Below are 17,372 nucleotides of genomic sequence, written 5' to 3'. Positions count from 1 at the left end.
CCCAAGAAGAAAAGAAGAAGGCCCCGTTGGGGCCTTTTCCTTTGACGAGCGAACACGGGTGCCCGCCCGGCGCTCATTCAGCAACCTGCCGATGCTTTCGCGGGCGTCCGGCAAAGAAACGATCAAACAGGCTGTTCGGCAGGAGACGCAGCACTTTTGCCACAAGACCCATTTGCCAGGGGATCACGCGGTAACTCACACCGGCCTCGATGGCGGCGAACGCCTGGGCAGCAAACGCCTCGGGTTGCATCAGGAACGGCATGGAGTACCGGTTCTTGCTTGTCAGCGGCGTGTCGATGTACCCGGGACAAATCGTGACGACTTTCACGCCCGCGCCGCGCAATTCCCCGCGCAGGCTTTCGCAATATGCAATCACCGCGGCCTTGCTGGCGCAATAGGCGCCATGTCCTGGCAGTCCACGGATCCCTGCCACGCTGCCGATTCCCACCAGCTTGCCGCTGCCCCGGTCCCTCATGCCTTGGACGAAGGGGTGAAAGGTCGCGGCCATGCCGATGTTGTTGGTCGCGAAGACTCGGCTCATCACCTCAAGATCAGTGCGCACAGCAGTGTCCACGCCTAAGCTGATGCCCGCATTGGCGACGACCACGTCGGGCAAGCCCTGTTGCTCCAGACAGGCCTGGCAGGCGGCCACGATGCTATCCACGATCGCAACGTCACCGCTATAAACTTGAAAGCGATCCGTGTCCATTCCGTGCTGGGTTGCCCATGATTTTGTCTCTGAAGTGCGACGGGCGATCAAGGCCAGGCAGTAGCCGGCCGCATAGTAGCGGGCCGCCAGTGCCTGACCGATACCACTGGAGGCGCCGGTGATGAGGGCCAGTTGGGTCGGGGTGTCTTGTTGCATTCAGGGGGCCTTGCGGGGAGTAAGCACGCTTCGGACCTGACCAGTCAGTTCAATGACAGACGCATGGTCGTCATAGGTCATGGCGTTGCCGCTGAAACGGTCTTCGCCTTGGGAGATGACGACGGGAAGGTGTGTCATCACCTTTCCGGCGTCGGATTTCACGTGCAGGTACTCACTGCGGTATTCAACCGGCTCACGGGATTTAGCCGACGTTCCAGCAGGCAACTGGCGTGACACCTGGACATTGCCGAACAACTGGACATCGTCGCCGGTCGCATCGGAAATTGCCCGACGGGCCGTCGCAACGGTCGGTAGGCCGTTCTCGCCAACTGTGCGCATGTTGACCTGTTCAATCTCGAGCGTGTCGGTGTCCGGATAGTGCCGAGCCTCCCGACCAACCACCTCGCTCTTGAGCTTGCCTTGCACGTCGAACGCCTTGATCGAGAAATTCCGCAGGAAATAGTCCGCTTCATGCTTCAGCGGCTTGCCCGCCGTCGCCTCAATCACGGCCGGTGTGCTGCGGACGAGCCAGAAGGTGGCCATCGCAAACAGGCTCATGAGCAAGATCGGCAGATAGATGCTCAGCCGATCCCAGAAGAGGCGCACTGACGGTCTCTTCATCGCGTATGCCCGGTTGCCTGCTCAAGCAGGGTGGCATAGTGTCCCCCGGCCACCAGAAGCAGGTCACAGAATTCCCGCGCGGCACCAAAACCGCCTGCAGCCCTCGTGACGTAATGCGCCAACGCTCGGGCTTGGGCATGGGCGCCAGCGGGGGCGCTGGCAAAGGCGCAGCACTGCATCACCGAAAGGTCCGGCCAGTCGTCCCCCATGGCTGCCGCAGCTTCCCAGCCGACACCCAGTTCATCGAGGATGGCCTGCGCCGCAGGCTTCTTGTCTTCGGTGCCAAAGCTGACGTGGCCGATGCCAAGCGCCTCAAGCCGCATCCGTAAGGGCCTGGAATCCCGGCCGGTGATGACGGCAGGCGTGATGCCGGCCATTTTGAGCAGTTTCAGGCCGTGCCCATCCAGCGTGCTGAAGCGCTTCAGCGATTCGCCGTGCTCGGAGAAGTACAGCCCACCATCCGTGAGGACGCCGTCCACATCGAAGAAAGCGACGCGAATGCCTTGAGCCGCCAGCAACAACTCCGGCGCAAAGTGCAGTGCGGGTGAAATGGTTCGCATGTTCAGATTACCTTGGCGCGCATGAGGTCGTTGCTGTTGACGGCGCCGCAGAGTCGCCCCTCGGCGTCGACCACCAGCACGCTTGTGATGCGATGCCTTTCCATCAGGGCGGCCGCCTCCGCCGCGAGAGCGTCCTCGCGAATGGTCAACGGTTGGGGGTGCATGACCTCGCCCGCTGTTGCCGCCCGCAGGTCGACACCTTTTTCAACCAGCCGCCGCAGGTCACCGTCCGTGAAGATGCCCAGCACTGTGCCGGCCTCGTCTACGACAGCCGAGGCCCCGAGGCCTTTCGCGCTCATCTCCCGCATCAGTCCGGTGAATGCCGTCGAAGGGCCAACGCGGGGAAGGTCTTCGCCGCGCCGCATGACGTCGCTGACATGGGTCAGCAAGCGTCGCCCGAGCGCGCCACCGGGATGGGAGCGGGCAAAATCCTCGGCTCTGAATCCCCGCGCATCAAGAAGCGCCACAGCCAACGCATCGCCCAGCGCCAGTTGTGCCGTGGTGCTTGCCGTTGGGGCCAGGTTGAGCGGGCAGGCTTCCCGATCGACAGTGCTGTCGATCGTGACGTTCGCGTGTCGCGCCAGCGTCGAGTCGATTCCGCCGGTGATCGCGATGAGGGGAACGCCCAGGCGCTTCAAAACCGGCAGGATCGCGGTCAGTTCTTCGCTCTCGCCACTGTTTGAAATCGCCAGAACCAAGTCCACCGCCTTGATCATGCCGAGATCGCCATGACTGGCTTCAGCAGGATGGACGAACAGGGCCGGTGTACCGGTCGAGGCCAATGTGGCTGCGATCTTTCGCCCAATATGGCCGCTCTTGCCCATGCCCATGACCACCACACGCCCGCGCACGTCCAGCATCATGCGCACAGCCTGTGAAAACCCCTCGTTCAGTCGTGCCTTCAGGCCCGAGAGTGCCGCAGCCTCGATATCCAGGGTCTCGTGGGCCAGCCGGATGGCCTGGGCAGGTTCAAATGTCATGGACCGATTCTATCGGCGTGCCTTTTACGCCACATGGTGCAGGCATGGCGCCGCGGTGCACCGGTCCGTCACTTGCTAGCATCGGGGCATGACCTCACTGGAACTCACGCTGTTGTACCTGCTTGCCGCGGTGTTGGGCGTGGTGGCCTGCCGCTCGCTCAAACTGCCGCCCATGCTGGGCTATCTTGCGGTGGGGGTGCTGATCGGGCCTCATGCGCTGGCATTGGCCAGGAACGCCGACGACATCCGGCATTTGGGTGAGTTTGGTGTGGTGTTCCTGATGTTCGTCATCGGCCTCGAGTTCAACCTGCCGAAATTGCGGGCGATGCGGCGGCATGTCTTCGGGCTGGGGCTTTTCCAGGTCGGGATGACCATCATCGTGGTCACTCTCGGATCCGTGTTCCTGACCGTAACCGCGCCCTCGCTGTGGACGATGGAATGGCGCACCGCCCTGGCGCTGTCCGGTGCCATGGCCATGAGCAGCACGGCGATTGTCGTGAAATTGATGTCCGAGCGACTGGAGCTCGATTCGGAGCACGGCAAGCGGGTCATGGGCGTTCTGTTGTTCCAGGATTTGGCGGTCGTCCCCTTGCTCGTTCTCATTCCGGCTCTCGGATCGACGCCGGAAAAGCTTTTTTCAGAACTGGCGCTCGCGGCGGTCAAGGCGGTCATGCTGGTTGTCGTGCTTCTGGTGGGTGGCCAGCGTGTGATGCGTTGGTGGCTCACGCTCGTTGCGCGCCGCAAAAGCGAAGAACTATTTGTATTGAACCTGCTCCTGATCACGCTGGGCCTGGCCTGGCTGACGGAACTGGCGGGTCTCAGCCTTGCGCTGGGCGCCTTTATTGCCGGGATGCTCATCTCGGAAACGGAATACAAACAGCAGGTTGAAACCGATATCCGGCCGTTTCACGATGTGTTGCTGGGCCTGTTCTTCATTGCGATTGGGATGATGCTGGATTGGCGGCTGGTTCTGGATCGCTGGCCACTGGTCATGCTTCTGCTGTTGTTGCCGGTGCTGTTCAAGCTCTGCCTGGTGGCCGCTTTGTCCAAAGCGCTGGGCGCAAGCGCCGGTGTGGCTTTGCGCACGGGCCTGTACCTCGCACAGGCGGGGGAGTTCGGTTTTGTGCTGCTGACACTCAGCTCAAAAAACGCACTGGTTCCTCCTGAGCTCTTCAATCCGATTCTGGCGGCAATGGTGTTGTCCATGCTGGCGACGCCGTTCATCGTCATGTACAGCAACCGAATCGTGATGAAGCTGGTTTCCAGTGAGTGGCTGCAGCAGTCCTTGCAGATGACGACGATTGCCCGCAAGTCCATCAATGCGAACAAGCATGTGATCATCTGTGGCTATGGACGTTGTGGGCAGAACCTGGCCCGCATCCTGGACCAGGAGGGCATTCCCTATATGGCCCTCGATCTCGACCCGGATCGTGTGCGCCAGGCGGCTGCGGCCGGTGATTCGGTTGTGTTTGGCGATGCGGCGAGGTTGCAGGCGCTGATCGCAGCCGGTCTGGCGCGGGCCAGTGCGGTGGTCGTGACCTACATTGACGTTGGAGGCGCCATGAAGGTGCTGGCGCACACCCGTGCCCATGCGCCCCAGGTTCCGGTGATCGTGCGCACGCAGGATGATCGCGACCTGGAGAAACTCCAGTCCAGCGGTGCGGCAGAAGTGGTGCCGGAAGCCATCGAAGGGTCGTTGATGCTGGCCAGTCATGCGCTGGCGCTCATCGGAGTGCCGATGCGACGGGTGATCCGCATCGTGCAGGAGCAACGCGATGCGCGCTACAACCTGTTGCGCGGGTACTTCCATGGTGCCGACGACAGTACCGCTGACGAGCATGAACAGGAGCGCCTGGCGACTTTGACACTACCAATTGGGGCCGCGTCGGTTGGCAGATCTCTGGACCAGCTGGCGTTTCATGCCAAGGGGGTCCGGGTCGTCAGCCTGCGGCGTGCGGACGGGAAAGCTGTGGCTGTCAGCGATTCGGTGATGCTAGAGGGAGGCGACACGCTGGTGCTTTCGGGCAAAGCCGAGGCCTTGGCACTGGCCGAAAGCGCCATTTTGCGCGGCTAGCGGATCCAGGCATATCGAAAAGCCGGCTTGAAACGTACAACCACGTGCCGCTCGCACACGGCAAACGGAGCGTTGGACGGGCTCCGGGGCAGAATCATGGTTTGCCCAATTCAAGGACGCAACGTGCAAGATCCAACTGGCGTTCGATACTGTCGCCGAAACCCATGAACTGGAATATGGAAGCGCTACGGTGGAATTGCACACCGACGCTGTGAGTCCCGGCAACAAGGTGGTGCTGATTGACGATTTGATCGCCACCGGCGGCACCATGATGGCGGGGCGCCGGTTGCTGGAACGGTTGGGCGCGATTGTCTCCGAGGGCGCGGCCATTGTGGATCTGCCCGAACTCGGCGGCTCCACCCGTCTGCGCGAACCCGGGCTTTCCCTGTTTACGCTGGTTGATTTCGAGGGCGGCTAGAGATCCCTCTCGCATACCTCCGACATCTTGCGGGCCATCAGATCTCGAATACCTGGCCAGCACGCAACCAGTGGATGTCGTGCGAAACATGTCGCCTCAGCGGTTCGCTCTGGTCGAATCTCTGAATTTCGGCCATGATCAATTCCGTCTCGGCCGGCTTGGTGTGGGTGATGTAGATTGGAAAACTTCGGGCGACCTTGATGTTCTCGAGTTCCGAGGCCAGGACCTGCGGTGACAGATGGAGACTGCGGCGTGCCAGTTCACTTTCGCGATTGCTGAAGGCGGTTTCGATGACCAGCATGGCGACGTCGAGCTGGTTCAACCGTTTCCAGAAGGCCGGGTTTCGCTCCGTGTCGCCCGAGAATACCCAGCAACCGCGGCCCGCTGAGACCGCGAAGCCAGCGGCCGGGACGGTGTGCACCGCAGGAAGAACCTCGATGAGCTTTTGACTGGCAGGCAAGAATTGCCCGATGGCGATTTCGTGAAAGCGGATAAATGGATTTTCCCTTGATGGGATCTCGCTGAAGTCGGGCCAGATGACGTTGTTGAAAATATGCGCCTTGAGGGCGCTGATCGTCCCAGGCAGTGCATGAATATGCAGGGGTTGCGCCCTTGTTGCACCGACGGTGTCCACCATCAACGGGAGCGCCGCGACGTGGTCCAGGTGGGAGTGTGTCAGGAAGACGTGCTCGATCTTGCGCATCTCGTCCAGGGACAGGTCGCCAACACCGGTGCCGGCGTCGATCAAGGTGTCCCCGTCAATCAGGAAGGACGTGGTCCGGCAGTCCTTGGCGATTGCGCCGGAACAACCTAGCACCCTAATTCGCATCGAAATCCCCGGTTCATTTGGTTTCAACATTGGTTGTCCCATCCCAACCCGGGTCTGACGGCAGCCGCTTGCGCGACGCAACCCGTTGAGCATACAGATGGTAAAGGACATTGTCGGGTTCGATAAAAAGCAGGTTCGCCAGAGCGAATTCGCACGCTGGCCAGTCCTGGGCGCGGTAGCTGCGCAGCAGGCCGTCCCAGGCTTCTTCGGGCGATGCGTGGATGGCGCCATCAGTTTCGACTAACGCGATGGGCGACAGGGGGCGATAGATCGTGACCGCCTGATCGCGGCCCTTGACGCGAACCCTGTCCAGTTCCTGCCAGTGAAAACCAATGGCCTGGTCGCGCGTTGCCTGGCTGGCAATGATCGGAACGCCATAGGTCTTGGTCAGTCCCTCCAGGCGGGAGCCCAGATTGACCGCGTCTCCGATGACCGTATAGCTGCGGCGAATATCCGAGCCCATGTCCCCGACGCACATGAGTCCGGTGTGCAGCCCGATCCCGATGGCGATAGGGGGTTGTCCTTCGACTTCTCGTTCCCGGTTGATCGCGATGATTTCCCTGGACATCGTCAAAGCTGCGCGGACGGCCTGTGCGGCGTGTTGTTCAGATTCCACCGGTGCGCCCCAGAAGGCCATGATGCAGTCACCCATGTACTTGTCGACTGTTCCGCGTTGCGCGCGGATGATGCGCGTGAGGCGGCTGAAGATCGTGTTCAGAAGCCTTTGCAAATGAACGGGGTCCATCTGTTCGGACAGGCGGGTAAAACCGCGCATGTCGCAGAACATGACCGTGAGCTCACGTGCGGCGGCCTGCATGGTGTAACGATCGGGATCCTTGAGCATTTCGTCCACCAGCTCTGGAGGCACATAGTTTCCGAAGAGATGGGCCAGTTCGCGCTTCGAACGGCTCTCCACGAAATAGCCGTAGCTCATGTTCAGGCCAAACAAAGAGACCGCCATCATGAGGGCGGAGGCCATGGGCAACACGAGGCCATAGGTGAGGTACAGCCAGAAATTCAGGGCAAGTACGACACCGATGACCACGCCGCTCAGGGCGACGGCGCGGGTGGCGGACAGCGCGGGCAGGCCGAAGGCCAGTGTGATGCCGGCGAAGAGCAGCAACACCAGTTCGAAGCCTTCGGCATAGTCCGGCTTGACCAGCAACTTGTCGTCGAGCAGTCCGGAGATCATGTTGGCGTGGATTTCCACGCCGGGGTAGGCTTCATTGATAGGGGTTGCCCGCAGATCCAGCAAACCGGGCGCCGTGGTCCCAAACAGCACGATCTTGCCGCTGAGTAGCCCGGGCGGCAGCCGACCCAGGAGGACGTCTGACGCCGAGTGGTAGGCGTAGGAGCCACCCTTGGGGCCACCGGATCCCCGAAAGGGCACGAGCGCGGCAACGCGGTTGTCAACCGGTATGGCCAGGCTTCGTCCGTCCTGTTTCAGGACAATGCTTTCAATGCCTGGAACGGGACCGAAAAGGGGTACGCCGGGCGGATGGCCGGGCTCAACTGCTGGGAATCCCGTGAGTTGACGGAACATGGCCAAGCCGAGAGATTCGTAGAAGCGGCCTTGGTATTCTGCAATCAAAGGCGTCGAGCGGACCACGCCATCCGGTTCGGCAATCGCATTGAAAAAGCCGGCTTGTGGAGCGGCCTTGGCCAGAGCAGGGATATTGGAGCCAAACCCATTCCAGACGGTGATGCGGGTCTGTTCCCGCGGAAGACGGCCTTGCGCTATGACCGGTTCTGGCAGAACCCCTGTATTGCGACCGTCCCGGTCACTGGTGAAGTAATAGCCCAGCACGACAGGGCGCCCTTGCAGCGACCGGGCAAACAAGTCGTCGTGATCCAGACGGGCGTCCATCCGGCGGACCTTTTCGACAAAACCCGCTTCGCTGCGCAACTCGTCTTGCGCCATCTTTCGCAGTTGCCGAAGTCCCGAGCTTTCGTCCGGTTCGGCAAAGACCACGTCAAAGCCCGCCAGAACGGCCCTCTGGCGGTCGAATACTTCATCCGCCAAAGCGGCCATCTTGTCTCGTGGCCAGGGCCAGCGACCGACCTCGGCAAGGCTTTTTTCATCGATATCGACGATCACGATGCGCTCGTCAAGCGTTCGGGGCATGGTCGCGCGCAATCGCGCGTCGTAGATCATGTCGTCCAGTCGCTGTGCCAGTCCCAGGTTGAGGATGCCGGTGGCATGCAGGATGGCAAATAGAACGGGCACCAGACCCACGGTCACCCGTAGCCCGTAGCGAGTCATCGAAACAATCCGTCTTCCAAGATGGGAGGCCGTGTCCATGGCCACCGTCTTGGGCTCAGCGATCAGGCTTGCACAAACTGCATCTGGATTCCCGCCAGTTCCAGCAGATCGCCGTTCTTCAGGGCGACCGGGTCGGTCTGGATGGGGGCGCCATTGACGGTGGGGCTTTCCGCGCCATCAACGTGCGCCACGACGAACCCATTGGGTCGCTTGGTGATGGCAGCCACCGCAATGCCGGGCTTGCCGATCGTCGTGACGACTTTGACCAGGGCCACTTCACGCCCCGCAGCAGCGCCGCTGAGCACGCGGATGGCGGCCTGTCCGGATGCGGACTCCAACGGCACCGGCATGCTGGCGCCCGGGCCGCCGCTCGCCGAAGACGCGGGCTTCACAACCATGGTCTTGTCGAACCCGGCGCCAGCTTGATCGGACTGAAAGCGAATCTTGTACTTGCCGATTTCAATGGTGTCATTGTTCTGCAATGACTGCTTCTTCACCGCCTTGCCGTTGATGTACGTGCCGTTCGTGCTGTTGAGGTCCTCCAGCACGGCTTCTCCATCGATGATCTGGATGACGGCATGTTCGCCGCTGACGGCGAGATTGTCGATCACGATATCGTTGTAAGGGCGCCGACCCAGCGTGGTGCGGTCCTTGGTCAACTGCACTTCCTTGATGACAACACCGTCGATCGATACGATCACTTTCGGCATGGCCGACTCCTGTTCCTTGACTTGTTCCAACGCAAACGGTCCAACACGCTATTTTCCCAGCAAACGGTCGAAGAGGCCGCGATTTTTGATACTTTGGCTCGCTTTGACCAGCAGAACGGAAACATTATCCCGCCCGCCCGCATCATTGGCGATATGAATCAGGTTTTCGGCCAAAGCGTCCAGCGTGTGGCTGCGTGAAAACTCGGCGGCGATGGCGGCATCACTCACCATGTCGCTCAAGCCGTCGGAGCACATCACGTAGACGTCGCCAGCCTCCACCTTGAACTCGTTGACCTCAAGCATCACCGATGCCTCGACACCCAGCGCGCGGGTGACAAGGTTGCGGTTGGGCGACACGGCGGCCTGCTCGGCGGTGATCAGTCCGGCGTCCAACTGTTCCTGCAGCAACGAATGGTCCCTTGTAATCTGCACCAGCGTGTGGTTGCGCCACCGGTAACATCTCGAGTCGCCGATATGGCCCAGGAACAGACGTGGACCCAGAAAGGCCCCGACCACCAGCGTGGTTCCCATCCCCGAGTAGTCCGGATTGCTGCAGGCCGAATTGAAGATGGAAGTGTTGGCGTTCTCGACGCATATTTCCATGGCCCGCTTGATATCTCTTGGCAGGACACGTCCTTCGGCCTGGGACAGCCAGCGCCCGAGTTCCGTGGTGATGAAGGACGTCGCCATCCCACTGGCGACCTCACCCGCGTTGTAGCCGCCCATGCCATCGGCGAGCACCGCCAGACCGGTTGCCGGATCGACGGCCACGGAGTCTTCGTTGTTCACCCGCGTGCGCCCGGTGTCGGTCAACGCTGCATATTCGTAATTCATCGTGCAATCCGGGTTTCAGGGCGCGTGGTTGCGAGTTGGGTGGCTCCATGCAAAAAAGCGGCTGGATGCGCGTATTGTCGCGCCGATTGCCTTCGACATTTTCCAACTCATGGATCTCTTCAAGTGCACGTGGCCGCCGCGTACCGGGGCAGGCTGATTCGCCGAAGCCCCACGACGGGGTTGCCAAACAGCCTGACGGCATGGATCTGACAGGTTGACGGCACAACGGAACCGTCCATGCGGGTCGGGATTTCGCCTGCAACAGTTGACGGGCGGTCGAGCAATCGCAATGCACATGGGGACTGCTTGTCAAGGCCGTCCGGTACTATTCAACAGACTGGCCCCTTGCGTCATTGACCGGGCGCCGCCCCGGTCCGTGCCGGGGCGAATTTCTCCTGGCGCTATTTGCCTGCCGAGCGGGTGCTCAGGTACTTGCCGACCGCAACCACGAGAATGGCGCCGGCCGCTGCGGCTGCATAGTGAATCCAGGGGTAGGTGGCCGCGAATCCCTTCAGGGCTACATCGCTGGCAATGGTTTCGCCTCCGACCCAGCCTATCAAGGCCGCGCCCAGCGTGATGATGATCGGAAAGCGGTCCATCAGCTTGATCATCAAGGTACTGCCGAAGATGACCAATGGAATGCTGATGGCCAGGCCGAGGATCAGCAGTGTCGTGCTGCCTTTTGCCGCTGCGGCGACGGCGATCACGTTGTCCAGGCTCATGACCAGATCGGCAATCAGGATGGTGCGCACGGCCCCCATCAGGCTGCCGTACTCCTTGCCTTCACTTTCGCCATCTTCCTCGTCGCCCAGCAATTGCACACCGATCCACAGCAGCAGCATGCCGCCAATGATCTGCAAATACGAGAGTTCCAGCAACTTGGCGGCCACCACGGTGAGCGCAATTCGCAGCACCACCGCAGCCCCGGATCCGAACAGAATCGCCTTTTTCTGCTGCGCCGGTGGCAGCGATCGGGCCGCCAGTGCAATCACCACCGCGTTGTCGCCGGAAAGGATGATGTTGATCCAGATGATCTTGATCAGGCCGATCCAGAAGTCGGTACTTTGCAGCAATTCCATCGCGGCGCTCCAGTGTCATGAATGAAAGAAGCGCCCGCAACAGCCGTTGGGAGCGCTTCTCATGGGCTCTCTCGCCCAAGTGTAGCGGGGCCATATGCCCCGCCGGGTCCGTAATAATGCTTAGAGCTGAGCCTTGAGCAGCTTGCCCAGTTCGGACGGATTGCGCGTGACGATGAAGCCGCACTCTTCCATGATGGCCAGCTTGGCATCGGCCGTGTCGGCACCACCGGAGATCAACGCACCGGCATGGCCCATGCGCTTGCCAGCGGGGGCGGTCACGCCGGCGATGAAGCCCACGATCGGCTTCTTCATGTTGGCCTTGCACCAGCGGGCCGCTTCGGCTTCGTCGGGGCCGCCGATTTCGCCGATCATGATGACGGCATCAGTGTCCGGATCGTCGTTGAAGGCCTGCATCACGTCGATATGCTTCAGGCCATTGATCGGGTCGCCCCCGATGCCCACGGCGGTCGACTGGCCCAGGCCCACTTCGGTCAGCATGGCCACGGCTTCATAGGTCAGCGTGCCCGAGCGGCTGACCACGCCGATGCGGCCCTTGCGGTGGATGTGGCCGGGCATGATGCCGATCTTGATTTCGTCTGGTGTGATGATGCCGGGGCAGTTCGGGCCGAGCAGCAGCGTCTTCTTGCCGCCGGCGGCTTCCTTGGCCTTCATCTTGTTGCGCACTTCGAGCATGTCGCGCACCGGAATGCCTTCGGTGATGCAGATGGCCAGGTCCAGGTCGGCTTCCACCGCTTCCCAGATGGCGGCAGCAGCGCCCGCAGGAGGCACGTAGATCACGGACACGGTGGCGCCGGTCTGCTGCGCGGCTTCCTTGACGGAGGCGTAGATCGGGATGTTGAAGATCGACTCACCGGCCTTCTTCGGGTTCACGCCGGCGACGAAGCAGTTCTTGCCGTTGGCGTATTCCTGGCACTTCTCGGTGTGGAACTGGCCGGTCTTGCCCGTGATGCCCTGGGTGATGACTTTGGTGTTTTTGTTGATGTAGATCGACATGTCTGTTCTCCGGGCTTACTTGACCGCAGCGACGATCTTGGTCGCGGCTTCGGCCATGGTGTCTGCAGCGATGATGGGCAGGCCGGACTCGGCCAGCAGCTTCTTGCCCAGTTCCTCGTTGGTGCCCTTCATGCGCACCACCAGCGGCACGGACAGGTTCACTGCCTTGCAGGCGCTGATAACGCCGCTGGCGATGGTGTCGCACTTCATGATGCCGCCGAAGATGTTGACCAAAATGCCCTTGACGTTCTTGTTCTTCAGCATGATCTTGAAGGCTTCAGTCACCTTCTCGGCGGTGGCGCCGCCGCCCACATCCAGGAAGTTGGCCGGCTCGCCGCCGAACAACTTGATGGTGTCCATGGTGGCCATGGCCAAGCCGGCGCCGTTGACCAGACAGCCGATGTTGCCATCCAGGCTGATGTAGGCCAGGTCGAACTTGGATGCCTCGACTTCAGCTGGGTCTTCCTCGTCCAGATCGCGCAGGGCCACGATCTCGGGGTGGCGGAACAAGGCGTTGGCATCGAAGTTGAACTTCGAGTCCAGGGCCATGATGTTGCCCTTGCTGTCGCAGTTCAGCGGGTTGATTTCCACCAGCGACGCATCGGTATCCATGTAGCAGGTGTACAGCTTCTGCAGCACGTCGGCGGCCTGCGCGGCCGAAGCACCGGTGAGGCCGACGGCTTGGGCGATCTTGAGCGCTTGTTCGGCGCCCAGACCGGTCAGAGGGTCGACCAGCTCGGTGATGATCTTCTCGGGCGTGCTGTGCGCGACTTCCTCGATGTCCATGCCACCTTCGCTGGAGGCGATCACGGCCACCTTCTGGGTCGCACGGTCGGTGACGATCGAGACGTAGTATTCCTTCTTGATGTCGGCGCCGTCTTCAATGTAGAGGCGACGCACCTTCTGCCCTTCGGGACCGGTCTGGTGCGTCTTGAGCTGCATGCCCAGGATGTCGCCGGCCAGACGCTTGACGTCGTCGATGGACTTGGCCACCTTGACGCCGCCGCCCTTGCCGCGGCCACCCGCGTGAATCTGCGCCTTGACCACCCACACCGGGCCGCCGAGTTTCTGGGCGGCTTCCACCGCCTCCTGCACCGTGAAGGCCGCAATGCCACGCGGCACCGGCACACCAAATTTGCGCAAGATTTCCTTGCCTTGGTACTCGTGAATCTTCATGAGGGCTCTCTCAGGAGTGGATGAATAGGATCCGTCGATCCCGGCAACCAACCGGGTCGCGACCGCTGGATAGGGCAACTTGGAACTGTATCATGCTGCAGTGCACCAATTACTGGCTTGCGCCCTGTTTGCATAATGCATAATTATATGAACAGGCATCTGAACTGAAACTGACGAGGAGTGGGTCGCGCCATGGCCAAGGTATTCATCGACGGCGAAGCCGGCACGACGGGCTTGCAGATTCGCGAGCGGCTGCAACAGATGCCACAGGTGCAGGTGATCAGTATTGCGCCGGAGTTGCGCAAGGACCCGCAGGCCAAGCGTGACCTGATGGCGCAAGTGGACCTGGTGATTCTGTGCCTCCACGATGAGGCGGCGATCGAATCCGTGGCCATGATTGACAGCCTGCCCGGCCGCAAACCCAAGATCATCGATGCCTCCACCGCCCACCGCACAGCGCCGGACTGGGTGTTCGGTTTTCCTGAACTGGCCGCCGGCCAGCGCGAGGCCGTGGCGGCCGCCACCCGCGTGGCCAACCCCGGCTGCTATGCCACCGGCGCCATCGCGCTGATCCGCCCGCTGGTGGATGCGGGACTGATTCCGCGCGACTTTCCGCTGGCGCTGCCGGCGGTGAGCGGGTATTCCGGCGGGGGCCGAACCATGATCGAGGCCTATGAAAAAGGCGAGGCGCCGCTGTTTGAGGCCTATGCCCTGGGCCTCAAGCACAAGCACCTGCCTGAGATCATGCGCTACACGGGCCTGACGCGCCGCCCGGTGTTCGTGCCCTCCGTGGGCAATTTTCGCCAAGGCATGCTGGTGCAGCTGCCCATGCACCTGGACCTGCTGCCGGGCAAGCCGGAGGTGGCCGACCTGCATGGCGCGCTGGCCAGGCACTACGCGGCCAGCAATACGCCTGAGCGCTGGGTCAGCGTCGAGCCGGCGCCCGAGAGCGGCAAGCTCGATGCGTTGGCGCTGAACGACACCAACAAGATGGAACTGCGGGTCTTCGGAAACGACGAGTACCACCATGCTGTGCTGATCGCCCGGCTCGACAACCTCGGCAAGGGTGCCAGCGGTGCGGCCGTGCAAAACATGAGACTGATGCTCGGCCTGTAGAACTCGCTGGCCTGCGGAGCGAAAGCGGCTGTGCAATCCGGCCTGAATTTGTTAACAAGAATGATAGCAACCTACAACCATCCGGCGCTGGGAATAGCCCAGAAAGAGTGAGATTCCCGCTCCGGTGAGGCCTTGTGCTCCTTGGGCTGCTCAGCTCTCGTCGTCATCAGCTCCAGTGACGACCCGGCGGATCGCCTCGGCGCCAAAGCCCCGGGACGCCAGGAAACGCATCTGTTTGGCCCGGCTTGCCGCATCCGATGCAGGTTCGTGGAACTTCTTGCGCCACACTGCCCGCGCTCGCTCCAGTTCCGTCCCTTGCAGCAGTGCAACCGCCTCCTGCACACTTTGTGCATCCAGCCCTTTGGCCTGCAACTCGTGGCGGATGCGCGACGCCCCCAGCCGACCTGCGCGGCGGTGTACGACCGACTCGATCACCCGCTGCTCGTCGACGAAGCCTTTGGCCTGCAGTTCATCAAGCACACGGACCAACTCGCCGGGCGTCTCCTCGAAGGCGCGGAGCTTTCGCTCGAGCTCGGTTCGTGAGTGCTCCCGTGCGGCCAGAAGCCTGAGCGCGCGCCCCTTGAGCGAAGGTGTGGACGGGTTCATGCAAGCGCCAACTGCAAAAAGAGAAGCAAACTATGACGACTGGACGATGGGATCTAGCCTGCCGGGATCGAAATCCGGGTTGAAACCGGCTCAGGCGTTACTTGCGGCCTCCGGCAGCAGCGGAATGCCCAGCGATTCACGCACCTTGTTCTCGATCTCGTGCGCAAGGGCCTCGTTTTCGCGCAGGAATTCGCGCGCGTTGTCGCGGCCCTGTCCGATCTTCTCGCCGTTGTAGGCATACCAGGCCCCTGACTTCTCGATGATGCGGGCATTCACCCCCATGTCGATGATCTCGCCGTGGCGGCTGATGCCTTCGCCGAACAGGATGTCGAACTCGGCGGTCTTGAACGGGGGGGCGACCTTGTTCTTCACGACCTTAACCTTGGTCTCGTTGCCGATGGCGTCATCGCCCTTCTTGATGGTGCCGGTACGGCGGATGTCCAGGCGCACCGAGGCGTAGAACTTCAGCGCGTTGCCGCCCGTGGTGGTCTCGGGGCTGCCGAACATCACGCCGATCTTCATGCGAATCTGGTTGATGAAAATCACCGTGCAGTTGGTTTTCTTGATATGGGCGGTGAGCTTGCGCAGCGCCTGGCTCATCAGGCGGGCCTGCAGGCCGGGCAGGGAGTCGCCCATTTCGCCCTCCAGTTCGGCCTTGGGCGTGAGCGCCGCGACCGAATCGACCACGATCAGATCCACCGCTCCCGAGCGCACCAGGCTGTCCACGATTTCCAGCGCCTGCTCGCCGGTATCGGGCTGGGAAATCAGCAGGTCCTGCAGGTTCACCCCCAGCTTCTGCGCGTACTGGATGTCCAGCGCATGTTCGGCGTCGACGAAGGCGCAGGTGCCGCCCAGTTTCTGCATCTCCGCAATCACCTGCAGTGTCAGCGTCGTCTTGCCGGACGATTCCGGGCCGTAGATCTCGACGACGCGACCGCGCGGCAGGCCACCGACGCCCAGGGCAATGTCCAGGCCGAGCGAGCCCGTGGAGACGACCTGGATGTCTTCGATCACCTCGCCTTCACCCAGGCGCATGATCGTGCCCTTGCCGAACTGTTTCTCGATCTGGGCCAGGGCCACCTGCAGGGCTTTGGCTTTTTCGGCGGCTGCGGCGGCGTTCGGGGCGGTCGGGGTCTTGACAAGTGCGTCCATGAAAATCTCCTGGTGAATCAATCGGTTGGCCTGCTTTTACATCTGTGGTTTAAGACAGGCTGGATGCTTGAACAGTACTTTAACGCAGCCGATTAAAAGAAGTAAACAACTATTTAAGTCAGTTTGCTTTACTATTTGGACATGATGATTGAAGATCTGTCAGGCGGCTGGCGCCAGACCCACCTGGGTCGTCTGCTGGGGCTGGCGATGCGTCGGTTTGACGAGCGCGTGCTGGTTCTCATGGCCTCCAACGTCAACGTGCCACTGGGGCTGTCCCACCTGGCGGCTCGCGGTCAGGTCGGTGCCGCGCACATCCACATCACCCGCCACCTGGCCGTCGAAGGTTCCCGCCTGACCGACTTGGCCCGCGCGGCCGGCATGAGCAAGCAGGCCATGGGCAATCTGGTCGATCAGTGCGAGGCCTGGGGCCTGGTCATCCGGGAGCCCGATCCGCGGGATGCCCGTGCGCGACAGGTCTGCTTCACCCCGGTAGGTCTGGCCTGGCTCGCAGCGTTTCGCGAGGCCGTGAATCAGGCCGAGCGGGAGTTTCGCTCCGCCGTCGGTGACGAGGTGGCCACGGTCGTGGCCCTCGGCCTGGAGGCCTACGCCAGCTGAAAACGCCTTCAAGCGTCGATGCGCACGCACCCGGCGCCTGCATCGGCCTAGAATTTGCCCCACGCGCGAGGCACGCGCCCCAACAACGAAGGAGACAGGCATGCGGATTCTGATTGCCGAAGATGACCAGGTGCTGGCCGACGGCCTGCTGCGAACGCTGAGAGCCTCAGGCGCCGCGGTGGACCATGTGGCCGATGGGTCCCAGGCCGACGCGGCGCTGATGACCAATACCGAGTTCGACCTGCTCATCCTCGACCTGGGCCTGCCACGCATGCACGGGCTGGAAGTGCTGAAGAAGCTGCGCAGCCGTGGCTCCAAGCTGCCGGTGCTGATCCTGACTGCGGCCGACAGTGTGGAAGAGCGGGTCAAAGGCCTGGATTACGGCGCCGACGACTATATGGCCAAGCCCTTCAGCCTGCAGGAGCTCGAAGCCCGCGTGCGTGCCCTGGTGCGTCGAGGA

Annotated in this window: 17 protein-coding genes and 1 pseudogene; 5 read left to right on the top strand and 13 right to left on the bottom strand. The window is 61.8% G+C overall.

Features of this window, described 5'->3' with window-relative positions; genetic code table 11:
* Positions 1-73: 73 nt before the first annotated feature.
* From ACMUOY_RS01270 to ACMUOY_RS01255, 4 genes are read right to left on the bottom strand one after another with little or no spacing between them, the layout of a single operon-like run.
* Positions 74-865, bottom strand: coding sequence for an SDR family oxidoreductase (locus ACMUOY_RS01270; RefSeq protein WP_413890275.1), 792 nt, complete (start codon positions 863-865; stop codon positions 74-76).
* Complete coding sequence (lptC, locus tag ACMUOY_RS01265) at positions 866-1,471, bottom strand: LPS export ABC transporter periplasmic protein LptC (RefSeq protein WP_413890273.1); 606 nt, start codon at positions 1,469-1,471, stop codon at positions 866-868. It abuts the gene before it with no gap.
* Positions 1,472-1,482: 11 nt separating this feature from the next.
* Positions 1,483-2,046: a KdsC family phosphatase gene (locus ACMUOY_RS01260; protein WP_413890271.1), complete on the bottom strand. Its 564-nt coding sequence runs from the start codon at positions 2,044-2,046 to the stop codon at positions 1,483-1,485.
* 2 nt (positions 2,047-2,048) lie between these two features.
* Positions 2,049-3,026 carry a KpsF/GutQ family sugar-phosphate isomerase gene (locus ACMUOY_RS01255; protein ID WP_413890269.1) on the bottom strand — a complete coding sequence of 326 codons (978 nt, stop codon included), beginning with the start codon at positions 3,024-3,026 and terminating at the stop codon, positions 2,049-2,051.
* An 88-nt stretch (positions 3,027-3,114) separates the two neighbouring features.
* On the opposite strand from ACMUOY_RS01255, the gene ACMUOY_RS01250 reads away from it, so the two are divergent.
* A complete protein-coding gene (locus tag ACMUOY_RS01250; protein WP_413890267.1) occupies positions 3,115-5,100 on the top strand; it encodes a cation:proton antiporter in 1,986 nt (661 codons plus the stop codon).
* Positions 5,101-5,227: 127 nt separating this feature from the next.
* Positions 5,228-5,518 (top strand): annotated as a pseudogene (locus ACMUOY_RS01245) (phosphoribosyltransferase family protein); the annotation flags it as partial.
* Positions 5,519-5,555: 37 nt separating this feature from the next.
* On the opposite strand, the gene ACMUOY_RS01240 reads toward ACMUOY_RS01245, so the two are convergent.
* The 7 genes from ACMUOY_RS01240 to sucC all read right to left on the bottom strand — a co-directional run bounded on the left by ACMUOY_RS01240 (position 5,556) and on the right by sucC (position 13,423).
* Complete coding sequence (locus tag ACMUOY_RS01240) at positions 5,556-6,347, bottom strand: 3',5'-cyclic-nucleotide phosphodiesterase (protein WP_413890645.1); 792 nt, start codon at positions 6,345-6,347, stop codon at positions 5,556-5,558.
* A gap of 13 nt (positions 6,348-6,360) precedes the next feature.
* Positions 6,361-8,649, bottom strand: coding sequence for a CHASE2 domain-containing protein (locus ACMUOY_RS01235; RefSeq protein ID WP_413890265.1), 2,289 nt, complete (start codon positions 8,647-8,649; stop codon positions 6,361-6,363).
* 23 nt (positions 8,650-8,672) lie between these two features.
* The gene (locus ACMUOY_RS01230) at positions 8,673-9,320 is read right to left on the bottom strand and encodes an FHA domain-containing protein (protein ID WP_413890263.1); all 648 of its coding nucleotides are present in this window, start codon (positions 9,318-9,320) and stop codon (positions 8,673-8,675) included.
* 48 nt (positions 9,321-9,368) lie between these two features.
* Positions 9,369-10,154: a Stp1/IreP family PP2C-type Ser/Thr phosphatase gene (locus ACMUOY_RS01225; RefSeq protein ID WP_413890261.1), complete on the bottom strand. Its 786-nt coding sequence runs from the start codon at positions 10,152-10,154 to the stop codon at positions 9,369-9,371.
* A gap of 401 nt (positions 10,155-10,555) precedes the next feature.
* Positions 10,556-11,233, bottom strand: coding sequence for a TerC family protein (locus ACMUOY_RS01220; protein WP_413890259.1), 678 nt, complete (start codon positions 11,231-11,233; stop codon positions 10,556-10,558).
* 120 nt (positions 11,234-11,353) lie between these two features.
* Entirely contained in the window at positions 11,354-12,247 is an 894-nt protein-coding gene (sucD, locus tag ACMUOY_RS01215; RefSeq protein ID WP_413890257.1) for a succinate--CoA ligase subunit alpha, read from the bottom strand.
* A 15-nt stretch (positions 12,248-12,262) separates the two neighbouring features.
* Positions 12,263-13,423, bottom strand: a complete 1,161-nt coding sequence (sucC, locus tag ACMUOY_RS01210) for a succinate--CoA ligase subunit beta (protein WP_413890255.1) — start codon at positions 13,421-13,423, stop codon at positions 12,263-12,265.
* Between the two features lie 192 nt (positions 13,424-13,615).
* Here sucC and argC point away from each other — a divergent pair, with 192 nt between their 5' ends.
* Entirely contained in the window at positions 13,616-14,539 is a 924-nt protein-coding gene (argC, locus tag ACMUOY_RS01205) for an N-acetyl-gamma-glutamyl-phosphate reductase (RefSeq protein ID WP_413890253.1), read from the top strand.
* A 150-nt stretch (positions 14,540-14,689) separates the two neighbouring features.
* Here argC and recX read toward each other — a convergent pair whose 3' ends face one another.
* The gene (gene recX / locus ACMUOY_RS01200; RefSeq protein ID WP_413890251.1) at positions 14,690-15,145 is read right to left on the bottom strand and encodes a regulatory protein RecX; all 456 of its coding nucleotides are present in this window, start codon (positions 15,143-15,145) and stop codon (positions 14,690-14,692) included.
* Between the two features lie 90 nt (positions 15,146-15,235).
* Positions 15,236-16,297, bottom strand: coding sequence for a recombinase RecA (recA, locus tag ACMUOY_RS01195; RefSeq protein WP_413890249.1), 1,062 nt, complete (start codon positions 16,295-16,297; stop codon positions 15,236-15,238).
* 141 nt (positions 16,298-16,438) lie between these two features.
* Here recA and ACMUOY_RS01190 point away from each other — a divergent pair, with 141 nt between their 5' ends.
* Both ACMUOY_RS01190 and ACMUOY_RS01185 read left to right on the top strand, forming a co-directional pair.
* Entirely contained in the window at positions 16,439-16,912 is a 474-nt protein-coding gene (locus ACMUOY_RS01190) for a MarR family winged helix-turn-helix transcriptional regulator (protein WP_413890247.1), read from the top strand.
* Positions 16,913-17,012: 100 nt separating this feature from the next.
* On the top strand, positions 17,013-17,372 hold a 360-nt coding region (locus tag ACMUOY_RS01185; protein WP_413890245.1), incomplete at its 3' end, for a response regulator.

The organism is Candidatus Skiveiella danica (genome assembly GCF_022705245.1).
Taxonomy (GTDB): Bacteria; Pseudomonadota; Gammaproteobacteria; order Burkholderiales; family Burkholderiaceae_C; genus Skiveiella; species Skiveiella danica.
The sequence above is the reverse complement of the archived record's forward strand: the minus strand, read 5'-3'. Positions and strand labels throughout refer to the sequence as shown.